Annotated in this window: 7 protein-coding genes and 1 CRISPR repeat array; of the genes, 5 read left to right on the forward strand and 2 right to left on the reverse strand. The window is 38.4% G+C overall.

Annotated features, from left to right (window positions below; all coding sequences use genetic code 11):
• Both NSCAC_RS03190 and cas1f read right to left on the reverse strand, forming a co-directional pair.
• Positions 1–3,498 (reverse strand): P-loop NTPase family protein, encoded by a 3,498-nt coding sequence (locus NSCAC_RS03190; protein ID WP_197744980.1) that lies wholly within the window; start codon positions 3,496–3,498, stop codon positions 1–3.
• A complete protein-coding gene (gene cas1f / locus NSCAC_RS03195) occupies positions 3,495–4,382 on the reverse strand; it encodes a type I-F CRISPR-associated endonuclease Cas1f (protein WP_197744981.1) in 888 nt (295 codons plus the stop codon). The genes NSCAC_RS03190 and cas1f overlap by 4 nt, the downstream gene beginning before the upstream one ends.
• A 155-nt stretch (positions 4,383–4,537) precedes the next feature.
• Between cas1f and NSCAC_RS03200 the strand changes: the two genes are divergently transcribed.
• The 5 genes from NSCAC_RS03200 to NSCAC_RS03220 all read left to right on the forward strand — a co-directional run bounded on the left by NSCAC_RS03200 (position 4,538) and on the right by NSCAC_RS03220 (position 12,689).
• Positions 4,538–5,899, forward strand: a complete 1,362-nt coding sequence (locus NSCAC_RS03200) for a type I-F CRISPR-associated protein Csy1 (protein ID WP_197744982.1) — start codon at positions 4,538–4,540, stop codon at positions 5,897–5,899.
• 8 nt (positions 5,900–5,907) lie between these two features.
• On the forward strand, positions 5,908–6,816 hold the full coding sequence (locus NSCAC_RS03205; RefSeq protein ID WP_197744983.1) for a type I-F CRISPR-associated protein Csy2: 909 nt from the start codon (positions 5,908–5,910) through the stop codon (positions 6,814–6,816).
• 36 nt (positions 6,817–6,852) lie between these two features.
• Complete coding sequence (gene csy3 / locus NSCAC_RS03210) at positions 6,853–7,914, forward strand: type I-F CRISPR-associated protein Csy3 (protein ID WP_197744984.1); 1,062 nt, start codon at positions 6,853–6,855, stop codon at positions 7,912–7,914.
• Between the two features lie 12 nt (positions 7,915–7,926).
• Entirely contained in the window at positions 7,927–8,511 is a 585-nt protein-coding gene (gene cas6f / locus NSCAC_RS03215; RefSeq protein WP_197744985.1) for a type I-F CRISPR-associated endoribonuclease Cas6/Csy4, read from the forward strand.
• 179 nt (positions 8,512–8,690) lie between these two features.
• A CRISPR array of direct repeats spans positions 8,691–12,021; the repeat unit is 28 nt; unit sequence GTTCACCGCCGAATAGGCGGTTTAGAAA.
• Between the two features lie 152 nt (positions 12,022–12,173).
• Positions 12,174–12,689 carry a hypothetical protein gene (locus tag NSCAC_RS03220; protein WP_197744986.1) on the forward strand — a complete coding sequence of 172 codons (516 nt, stop codon included), beginning with the start codon at positions 12,174–12,176 and terminating at the stop codon, positions 12,687–12,689.
• Positions 12,690–12,692 lie beyond the last annotated feature (3 nt).

Below are 12,692 nucleotides of genomic sequence, written 5' to 3' on the forward strand. Positions count from 1 at the left end.
TTATTCTTTCACAAACTGCCAACCTATTAAATCACTATATTCTAAGTATTTACCGTCCTGAAAATTATCTCCAGCAGAGAGAGAAAGTGCATTAATAATATAGTGTTTATTGTCCAATCCTTTTTGGGCTAATTGTGTTTGCCAATCTTCATTGAGCTGATAGCGATTAAGTACCTTATCATCGAAGTAAGATTGATGAGAATAGTTATATTTATTGATCTCTTTTACTTGATGATTAATATTTTTAACTCGCTTTTCTTGTTTTGTAAAACTTTTCTTTCCCTCTTGATTAAGGTATTTCCAGCCTTCTTCTTCAGGATCAAACCAAAGTAGATTTAAGTTCCTATCTTTACGAAAAGGGCAAAGCTGACTATGCTTTTGAGTAAATACCATAGATGGGTTATTACTCTCAATAAAATACATAGCTTTGTGCTTCTCTTGGTTATCTTCAAGAAGAATTTTTAGCTGTCCATGCTCAAGCTGACTCATATTAGAGTAGTAGTGCTTTTCTTCTTCTATATTCTCTTCAATCTTGTCTGGAGCTTGAATAGTAAAACGAGAATCGATAGATCTATCTAATTCATCAAGAGCAAATACTTGAGAAAGCTCATTTCGTTGCCTAGGATCTAATGCAAACTTTCCTGATTCGGGACCGGGCAAACTAAACTGTAAGGCTTGCTCTCCATATTCTAACCTTCGCATTGTCTGACTCATCATCCCTATATTTCCTTGAGAGGCTTGTAAATCTCGACGATGCCGCCATACTCTGCCTGCCATTTGAATCAAGGACCAATAGGAATTAGGTTCTACAACGCTCCAATCATAATCGTGATCCCGTCCTACTTCAGAAATGGGGGAGGTACTTACTACCACTAATAAATGTTTTTTTCCTTCCTGCTGGCAAGTTCTAAGAATATTAGCAAAACTAGAATCTTCATGGGGCTGGTGATTACTTCGTTTTAATAACTTATTGAGAGTCTGCTCTATATGATGGCGAATTAAAGGTAAGTGTTTAGCATGATAGCAAATGACTTTTAGCTGTATATCTTCACTTAAATCAAATTGATGGTTAAGCCAATAATGTGCAAATCTCCGCGTATTTTTAGTACTGGTCCATCGTACACAGCCAATAGAATAATAAATACCCGTTTTAGGATCTTGTTGATTCCATCGTTGATGTAATTCCTTGCAGGTAGCCATTATATTTTGATATACAGTGTTTTTTTCTATGATCGGCACTAAATGAGGATGTAAACGGCGGCGTACAGGTTGCTGGCTATTAATTTCTAATAATTTAGCTACAAATCGTTGATGGCAGTTTGCAAAATCTTTCCTATCTTTAACCACATTAACTTTAATATGATCTGAGTGGTGACTAAACCAACCACAAGCAATAGGCATAGAATTTATTCCTTGCAATTGCTGCCAACGATGAAATCCTGTTTCATAGGCTTGGTAAAAACTATGGGCAATAGCAGGTGGTAAAGTGGCTGAAGAGAGTAACAACTTCCGTCCATTAAACCCCACCACATAGGCTAATTTTAATAAGGCAGGTAAATCTTCCGTAGCAAAACTATCAATTTCATCAATAATAAGATCTGAACCTGCTAGCCGAAAACCTAATAATGCTGCAGAAGCCTTCTGGCTTTGAATAAACGGCATTAAATGATCTACGGTACAAATTAAAATAGGGACTTGCAATAAATGATTAAGCTTAGAGTTATTTGGTGCATTTAGTTCTTCAGGCCAAGGGCTATCTGGATCATAATCAAATACGCCACTTAATCCTTCATAAAAATCATCATCTAACTCACTACTTTCTCGCCCTGATTGCTCTTGTTCTGTAACATTAGAATCAATATTTTCCTGTTCTTTTTCTAATTCATGAAGAGCAATGGTTAATGCACCACCTACCATTACCGCACATTGATCTTCACTTTCATTGAGGCTGCCGAATCCTAAATCATGACGATATTCATCTCCCGTTTGTAAGGTTAAAGTGCGTAACCCAAGTGCAACAGTAAAACGATAGTTTTCATGCTTATGGAGTGCAGCTAGAATCCGGGCATTGCCTCGGGTTTTTCCTGATCCAGTTTCTGCTATAATTAAGCCAAAAAATCCAGACTGATCAAGATTTTCTACTTTAAGTAATTTACGTTCTGCTTCTTGTTGCCATTTAAAGGCATCCACTGTAATAGGACTTTTTAATGAAGGCGGGGAATATTCAATTGTTTTAGTATTTCTATTTTGCTGAAGCTGAGATAAGTGATTAAATCCTCTACCTGCTAATCTGCCTACTCGTTCTAAATGACTGGCAAGAGTCTGCCTTAAATAACCTTGATAGCTATTGGCGAAGCATTGTTGTCCTTGTTTAGATTGGGAATCAATAGGATATTCTTTAGAGGCAGTGCTAGAAATTTTGTGATCGGCTAGCACTAATGCACAGCGAGCATGGTAGCGAGCCGCACTATACCAAAGTGCATTATCATAGAGAGGAAGTACATGCTCTTCTAGTAAATAATGAGCTCGGCGAGCATGTTTTATAATGTCATTGACTAATTTTGGAGATTGCTGCCAAGCAGGATTGAGCTCTGTCGCTAAGACTAACCCTTTTAAAATAGATTCGGGTTGATTCAAATAAGTTTGCTCTAGGGGGCTAAAACTTTCTTCATGACCATCGGGTAATTTATGATGAGAAAGGATAAGAAAACACAATACACTGAGTAAAGGAGGCAATCCTTGCTTTTCTTCCTCTCTTATAGATCCCCATGGTGGCTGTAATGTACTATCCTTGCTCGGCATTAAATGCTGCCAGTCTGATTCTGGAATTTCTTGCCAAATTTGATTTAGTTTTTCATATACATTTTTTGAATCAGCTAGTGTATTGAGCCATTGATTATCTGTTATGTGATCCAAAGAGCTATTTGGACTTACCTTATTTCGTCTACGGCGACGGGGAGTAGATAAAGATTCTGATTCTAATATTGGTGTATCTATCATCACCGGAGGGCAAAGTAACTCAATTAGCCGTAAAAGCAAGAGTAAAGAAAGCCGCTCGTGGCGAATAGGATCGCTCTGATTCACTTTAGAATCTCGCAATTTCGCTTGAAAACAAGCCCCATGCTTACCAAAATCATGAAAAAGCCCTGCTAAAATACAAAGATGGCTCAATAAGCGAATCGCAGGAGGCGTTTGTTCCTCCTTTGGCAAAGGTGTTGTACTATAGCTAAAACAAAAGGTACCATCGTAATTAAAATGTCGCCGACTCCCTACGATCCATACTAATTCTGTTTGATAACGACCTTTAATTCGATGACAGGTAATGGCAGTATGACGACTAGCGGCTTTAGTCAAAGCTTGGCGTATATCCCTAAGTCCTTCTGTACTCATTCGAGCAAGCCAAGTGCGTCTTCCAATTTGGGTACCATAGCGGGATAAAATTCTACGAGATCGTTTCCAAGCTGCTTTTTCGCATTCGCTGATAAAAAGCACGATCATCGTTGAGTAATCTCTTTAATTGCTTGGAATAGAAATGTGATCGCATCACTTTGATCTAGCCAAGCAATACAAGCTTGACGCATTTGCTGATCCGATTGGCCTGCAGCTGCTTGCTGAAAAGCGATAGGCATCACACAAGTATCTTTAATAAGATCTGCCACATCAAAGACCAGTGCTCCTCGTCGGGTCATTCCATGAATCAAAGGCAGTGCATGGGGAATCCCTAATACCCATAGCACCACCGCACTGATGCCATAAGCCAAATAATTGCCGTGATCTAAATAACTATTAAAAGGATCTAGATAATCTCGCTTACCCGGATCTCGAATAAAATTTTTTACTTGAGTACATTGTGCCCACAACCCGTAGAGTTTTTTTGCAAATTCAGCCTCTCGACTAAGAATAGTTTGGGTTTCTTCAGCAGTTTCAATATGAGAAAGATAATGACTGACCAGAGTTTCAATCGCTGCTTCATCAGGCTTTGGGTTTGATAATTTAGACCATTGCTTTAATAAAAATTCTGCTCGTTTTCTTTGAAAAAATTTTGCAGCACTCAGTCGCTTATGCTCATCTTGCCATAAGGTAACCCAAGCTTGACAATACTCAGTAGGGCGATATTCATTTAGGCTTGCTAAAAATAAGGGAGTACCACCACCGCCTACAAAAGCAACCATAACTTGAGAGTTAGCTAATAATCGAGCTGCTGCTTGTGTCAGTGAAGTACCACTACCTAGCAGAATAACATTGGTATTTTCCGGGGGGATCGAAAAAAATTTGGTCAGTGCTTTGTCATCTCTAGTATAAACAACACGTTCATCTTTTGCCATAATTCGGCAGTGCTCTAAATAATAGAGTCCCTGTCGGTGAGATGGGAGAATCGACATAAAATTATTCTAGGATATTTACTTGATTATTAAAAATTCTCTAATTAGAGAAGTGAAAATTTACGTCAATATGTGACAAAAACTTTACAAAAAAGTGACGTTTAGTGTTAAATAGTATGACAATTTTTGTAAAAATATAATAATTATAATCACTCATGTTTATAGAAAACTTAAACCAACATCTTAACACTGATAAAAAATCTACTAAAGATTTTAAAGCCAGTCTTCTGAGACATAGTAACGATCCTATTTCTGTTACAGAGAATGAAACCCCTTTACTGCTTAAAATTGTTTTGAGCCTGACTTATGGAGGTATTCCTCCAGATAAAGAGTGGGAAATATTACTAAATGAACCAGCAATGGAGGAGAGGGCAAAAGAAGCTTTAAGAACTAAAGTCATTGATAAAATCACAGGAGGAGAATTTATTTGGGCTGCATTGACGGCAGATATAGGTACCCATCATCCCAAATCCCGTAACGATAAAATTAGTTCTGGTTCAATTATTGCTCATAACTTAACACCCCCTCCTAAAGAACTAGGCTTAGTCACTTCTGCGTATCTTAAAAATATTCGAAATTTTTCTGGATCAGGCAATGGAGCTTATGTTGCGCACTATCAATGGCTTAGCTTTACTTATCAAGACGCTAATGGCGTATTGAGTATACTTGAGCGAGTAGTAAAGCAAGATCACACCTTAAAACAAACCCTATTAGATCTTGGAATTTCTGCAGAAGACTGGGATTCTTTTCATCAAGCCGTAGCCAATCACTTAAGTGCTTCTAATAATGCACCGTTAGATCGCCAGTTGAAACAAATTTTTGTACCTGACCCTACCTGCAATGGAGATGATTATCTTGTGATCAGTCCGTTACCTGCTACTAGGATGGTGGCTGCCTTCAAGCAATACCGAGAAAAGCTACGAGAAGAATCTGCTCATGTTGTTACCTCTTCATTAAAGGTAGGCGGTACTAAACCACAAAATGCAGGAAGTTTAATCAATGAGCTAGGAGGGAATTTACACTTACTTAAAATGACTATTCCTAGTGCTCATTCAAACAATAATTATTATCGACGATTAAAACAATTGACTACCTCAAATGCTCCTTATTTATTTTTACCTATGGTAAAACGAGAAACAGAAAAACTAGAAGCTTGGTTAGAAAAAGATTGGAATATAACTTATGGTAATCGCCAAGATTACTTAGATCAGCTTGAGAAAAAAATTTCAGCATGGATTACTCCAGAATTAGAAGCACAAGATCAGTTTTTAAGCTGGATTACCAGTGATACTCCTGATGCAATTAAAGCTAGAGAAAATCTAGAAACTAAGAAATTACCTCATTGGGTAAATGTTTGGCTTGGATTAAGTAGCTTACCTATCAGCAGCCAGCAGCTTACTCAAGCACTACAAAATGATGCGTATCAAGCCCTAAAATTTAAATCTCTACTAGATGATGTTCTCTACCAGCTAGTTACAGATGCACTCAACCGTTTAATTAATTACTTACACCACTAGGGGGTTGCATGGATCAGTACTATTTATTATTACCTATGATAAAAATAACCAACATAAATTGGGAAAGTAGCCATCTGACGTGCTCCCTTCCTTTAACTGCTATTGCTGGATTTGCAGATTGTTTAGTTAATTTTGAGCTGGTAAACCACGCCCCTGAAACTAATGCAGATCTTAAAGGATTTGCGGTATGCCTTCATGAAGGGGAAATTTATGATGGACTGACAAAAAACCCCTTAGCCCTATGCAAAGGCAATGGAAATAAACCAAATGAAGACGATCTGATAAACCCACCTATTATTCCTGAACTCAAAGGCCACGCTACTCTAAGTTTAGTAATCAAAATTGAAGTAGAAAACAAATCTAAAATGGATGATTGGATTAAAGAAAGGGCAAATCAAGTGTTACATGTTTGCCGAATTGCTGGAGGAGATATTATTCAAGCAGGAAGAGCTCAGATTTTCGATAAAAAAATTGAGCTTGCTAAAGCCATGAATAAACTCCCTACTGGTTGGTTTATAAAAGACCGTGCAGAGCTTATTGCAAAAGAGCCTGATCCTTTTAAAGCTCTTATAGATGCGGTGGCTTGGTTTTCTTCTGAAAATACCCCAGACTCCACAGAAAAACAACTCAAACAACGCCGCTATCCCGGTTGGCTTTATGCTACCTGTGTGGGTTATCAGCTCCTCGAAGATCCTCAAGATCGCCTTAATCGCAGTCATGGTGTAAAGGATTGCGATCCAGTGAATCATGCCTATGCCGAACCTGCCCATAGCCTTGCAGAGCTTATTTGGGTGCGTAAATTGCTACCCCTATTCTCAAAAGAAACCTCTAATACTGATGATAATTGGCTTCAAGGATTACTTTGGGATTGGAAAACCCATAGGGAAAGTAAAACTGTCTATTTATCAGCAAAATAACAATGAATTAAAAAACCATCCTTTAGGAGTACATATATGCCATCTGTAGAAATCCCATCTTTACTCAATTACACCCGCAGCATTGTCCCGAGTGAAGGAACGTTTTGGATTAATCATCATGATCCTTTAATTATCCAAGAAAAAACAGTACTGGGTACCATTGCCAACTATAGTGGTGTCTATAAAGGAAACAAACAGCAAGACGAAGAGGCAATTAATAAACAAATGCTGGCAGGAGATAATAATATTCAACGAATAGATAGCTGCCACCTACCTGCTGGCACTGATACCTTTACCCTACGTTTTAGTCTTAAATTTCTAGCTAATGCTAATGCACCAGAGAGTTGTAATGTTCCAGAGTTTAGAAATGATCTAGAAGAAATTGCAGTGCTTTACAAAGAAAAAGGAGGATTTACTGTCCTTGCTGAGCGTTATTTTGCTAATTTAATGAATGGTAAATTTCTCTGGCGTAATCGTTATGGTACTCAGCGTACCCTCACTTTAAAGGCACCTTTTCATAAGGATTTAAAGGAAACTAGTTTTGATATTATTGATGAGCCCCATTTACCTGAAGATAAAATAGCTCAATTTCAGCCTTGGATTAATCATATCGCAGATGCTTTCAGTGGCAAAATCCCATTTTTTATCCTAGATGTTGTCGCTAAAATCACGATAGGCGATGGTCAAGAAGTTTATCCTAGCCAGGAGTTTGTGGATAAAGGATCTCAAGGAGGGAAGGGGGGAAAATCAAAAACTCTATTTTCAGTAAAGGTCAATGGGCAACAAGTAGCTGCTCTGCACAGCCAAAAAATTGGTAACGCTATTCGCACCATTGACACTTGGTATCCAGATGCTTCTGTAGATCATCCATTAGCGGTAGATCCTTTCACGGTAGACAAGCGCAGAGCCACTACTGTGCGTTTGCCAGATAAGGAAAAATCAGATTTTTACAGCCTACTTAAAAATCCTGAAGAATTAAAAAATAAGCTTCAAGCCGCCTCAAATGCCAAAAATCTTGATGGTAATCTTCATTATTTTATGGCAGTCCTCATTCGAGGTGGAGTCTTTAGTGGCGAGGGTAAAAAAGATAAAAAATAGGAGCATAGTCTTATGTTTTCAGAATATGTTGAAATTCATACTCAAGGGGAGTCAGAAGACACTCACTTTATCTTAAGCAAGCTATTTACTCGGATTCATGGCATTTTAAAATCCCACTCTCTTAATATTGCTTTAGGATTTCCGGATCTAAAAGAATATTCGCCAGGCAAACTCATCCGTTGTTTTGGTGTTGTTAAAGATTTGGCTCAGTTAGAGAAAAATGATGGGCTACTTCATCTTGAAAAGAGGAATATGATTTCAATTAATTCCATTGCCAGCGTACCTAAAGATCATGACAAAATAGCCTATCGCCGATTACGAGAGCCAGAAAAAGCAATCAATGGATTTAAAAAACGGCTTAGTCTTCGTAATCAGAAAAGGGAGAGCATACCTCATTTAAAAAACAACACAAATGAAACCGAAGAAAAGGAGAAAATAAAACGACCACCCTATTTAATTTTAGAACGTAACGGGCAGAAACTACCAATTCATATTGGCACGGAAAGGCTAAAACTTGATTCAGATCTTTGCCAATTTAATACCTATGGATTTGCAAAAAAGATAAAAGAGTGCTATGCAGCGATTCCTTTCTTTTAAACCTTCCTATTTTGAGATATTTTTTATTTACAATAAAAACAATAACTTGTAATTTATGCTAAAAAAGGAAGGTTTTTTATTAAAATTTAAGTATACTGAGCTTGCTTTTAAAACGAATCCCACGATAAAAAGTGGGATTGTGCTCGGCTAGCTTTAAAGGATCTTTAACAATTTTTACTGTTCACCGCCGAATAGGCGGTTTAGAAAATGTAAGTATACTAGATGAATGTTTTAAAATAGTTCACCGCCGAATAGGCGGTTTAGAAATAAAAAATGAGCATAATTAATGATTTATCTATGTTCACCGCCGAATAGGCGGTTTAGAAAATTTGTAAGTAGCTATTTGTATTATTCATTTTGTTCACCGCCGAATAGGCGGTTTAGAAAATCAGGAACGAAATTATTTCAAGGGGGTAAAAGTTCACCGCCGAATAGGCGGTTTAGAAAAAATCAGAGGCTCTAATGATGACAAACTATCAGTTCACCGCCGAATAGGCGGTTTAGAAAAATCTTGATCCGTATGATCGTTTTAGTATTAAGTTCACCGCCGAATAGGCGGTTTAGAAAATGCAATAAAATACTTTACTGCAAGCTGTGTTGTTCACCGCCGAATAGGCGGTTTAGAAAAGTGAACTTTAAGAGACATCGATCGCAATGGTGTTCACCGCCGAATAGGCGGTTTAGAAAGAATGATAAACGTGCTACGTAAACATTAAATTGTTCACCGCCGAATAGGCGGTTTAGAAAATCTCGATAAAAATAATTGATTTTTACCTTCTGTTCACCGCCGAATAGGCGGTTTAGAAAATCAGTGCTTTGTAAATATCAAGTATCAAATCGTTCACCGCCGAATAGGCGGTTTAGAAAGTAACTTCTTAACGCTTTAATCACAGCCGAAAGTTCACCGCCGAATAGGCGGTTTAGAAAAAATACTACACAGACTGTATTACAACAAATCTGTTCACCGCCGAATAGGCGGTTTAGAAAACAAACATTAGAAGAATATGAGTGGAAGGGAGGTTCACCGCCGAATAGGCGGTTTAGAAATAACCTTGATCCGTACGATCGTTTTAGTATTAGTTCACCGCCGAATAGGCGGTTTAGAAAAGATAATCCATGTATCAACCCAACACCAACATGTTCACCGCCGAATAGGCGGTTTAGAAAAATAACATTCTTTCTTTGCAAAGATGAATGAGGTTCACCGCCGAATAGGCGGTTTAGAAAATATATAAATGACCTGTAGGTAATATAGGTATGTTCACCGCCGAATAGGCGGTTTAGAAAATCCCGCCAAATCATCTTCATATAATCGTTGCGTTCACCGCCGAATAGGCGGTTTAGAAATGTACATGATGTGTTAAGACAATGGAGAAGCTGTTCACCGCCGAATAGGCGGTTTAGAAATGTTATAAAATTTCCCTTTATCTTCTGCTTCATGTTCACCGCCGAATAGGCGGTTTAGAAAATTGGCTTTAGTAGGACAGATAATTGACTTGAGTTCACCGCCGAATAGGCGGTTTAGAAATCAAGCAATTAAAGACATGGGTAGAAGAGTGTGTTCACCGCCGAATAGGCGGTTTAGAAAAAGTACATTTTCTGCTTTAAGTGCTAATGTTGGTTCACCGCCGAATAGGCGGTTTAGAAATTTTAGATGTTGACTATCTGATACACCTCTAGGTTCACCGCCGAATAGGCGGTTTAGAAATCACAACGATAACCTGACAATACCACTACCTTGTTCACCGCCGAATAGGCGGTTTAGAAATATTTCAGGAATACTCATGTGTACTCCCCCGTGTTCACCGCCGAATAGGCGGTTTAGAAATATAGCGAGGGAAGTGTAACTGTACACGATCCGTTCACCGCCGAATAGGCGGTTTAGAAACATTCTTTATTTTTTTAATTAATTTCATTTCGGTTCACCGCCGAATAGGCGGTTTAGAAAACCATAATACTCAGCTATTAATTGATCATATTGTTCACCGCCGAATAGGCGGTTTAGAAAACTTCACCTGAATCTTCTAAGATTCCTTGCATGTTCACCGCCGAATAGGCGGTTTAGAAATCTAACCTGTTTATTTAGCTCCTCACAACGATGTTCACCGCCGAATAGGCGGTTTAGAAATTTAATGGTGTCATCTACATAGGTACCATAACGTTCACCGCCGAATAGGCGGTTTAGAAATTGGTTAAAAACAGTAGATGCAGATACTCTTGGTTCACCGCCGAATAGGCGGTTTAGAAATTTCAGATGCTGGCTATCTGATACACCTCTAAGTTCACCGCCGAATAGGCGGTTTAGAAAAACAAGAATTCTAATATTCTCTGGTCAATCAAGTTCACCGCCGAATAGGCGGTTTAGAAATCAGAGAGACGGCACTTACAAACATGGAGGAAGTTCACCGCCGAATAGGCGGTTTAGAAAAAGAAAGTTTACTTCACTGCTTCTTCTAACAAGTTCACCGCCGAATAGGCGGTTTAGAAATTACTTTCTTAAAGAGATAGAAGAATACCACCCGTTCACCGCCGAATAGGCGGTTTAGAAAAGTCGGCCCACTTAAAGACGCTAGTGATTGGTGTTCACCGCCGAATAGGCGGTTTAGAAAGATAATTATAAACAGCTGGTATCGTTCTTCTCGTTCACCGCCGAATAGGCGGTTTAGAAAGTAAAATACGATAATACTCCGAGTAATGACACGTTCACCGCCGAATAGGCGGTTTAGAAAGCGTCAAAATCTAAATTACCCATTATTTGTATGTTCACCGCCGAATAGGCGGTTTAGAAATGCATGATCAGGTGGCAATATTCTATCTCTTAGTTCACCGCCGAATAGGCGGTTTAGAAAATCAAATGTACATCTCAAATCTTCAGCGTTATGTTCACCGCCGAATAGGCGGTTTAGAAATACAGTGCCCATCCCTATTCCTCTGCATATAGGTTCACCGCCGAATAGGCGGTTTAGAAAACTAACAACATTTATTCTAAGTTGTGCATTGAGTTCACCGCCGAATAGGCGGTTTAGAAAGCTCGGTGAGACAGTAGTTATTCAAAAATCACGTTCACCGCCGAATAGGCGGTTTAGAAAATATACACAATGGATAGTCAAAAGCATTTTACGTTCACCGCCGAATAGGCGGTTTAGAAAACAACTCATGCAGATGGTACTCGTGTAATATTGTTCACCGCCGAATAGGCGGTTTAGAAATGCACTTATAAAGCCTTGATGTATTGTTTCTGGTTCACCGCCGAATAGGCGGTTTAGAAATATCCTGAATAATACTCATAAGTTAATACTGTAGTTCACCGCCGAATAGGCGGTTTAGAAAATTGTCTTAAAACATCGTGTACTGGTATGTCAGTTCACCGCCGAATAGGCGGTTTAGAAATGTATCCAGCGTACATCAAATTTTGTAAAGAAGTTCACCGCCGAATAGGCGGTTTAGAAATGTAGCTCTTACTCTTTTATCTCCGCTCTCTAGTTCACCGCCGAACAGGCGGTTTAAAAAATCAGAGCCCACAGAAACCAAACCCACTTTGTATTATCTCCGAATAAGTAATTTAGAGAATCCAATAAGAGATATTTAATCTAAATATTTGTATAATCACTGGTTAATTATTTACTATTTTACTTAAAAAAATAAATATACATAGCATTGTAATGAAGAAACTGCTCTTTATACCTATCCTCTTTATTCATATTCAAGCAAAAGCATGGGTTGACAATCTCGCTAATGACTCTATGGAAGGCTATCCCATCTATTCTATAGGGGTAATGAGTGAAGATGGGGATGAGGAACTTATTTTTGATTGTAGTAAAAATGGGGTAGAAAGCACTTTATTGCTCAATCAAGATATTACCGTAATCTATACAAGCTATCTTGCCTATGATGCTTATGCAGGGTTTTATGATGGAAAGAAGCCTGAATTATATCGGGATATTATCTATCGAATTGATAACAATCGTGTAGAGAGGACAGGAAGTGATGTAGTTCGCCACGATGTAGGATTGTTGAAATTGCGTGGAACTATGGATAGGTATTCCCCTTGGGATATCCTCCATCAAATGAAAGATAAATCAGAAATCATTATGCAGGTGGAGGGGCTAACTATGGAGTTTGATATTAGCGGGGTCAGTGAATATTATCCTAAGTTTAAGGAATACTGTAATTTCTAGGAT

Origin of the sequence: Candidatus Nitrosacidococcus tergens (assembly GCF_902810445.1) — a bacterium.
In the GTDB taxonomy this organism is placed as follows: domain Bacteria; phylum Pseudomonadota; class Gammaproteobacteria; order Nitrosococcales; family Nitrosococcaceae; genus Nitrosacidococcus; species Nitrosacidococcus tergens.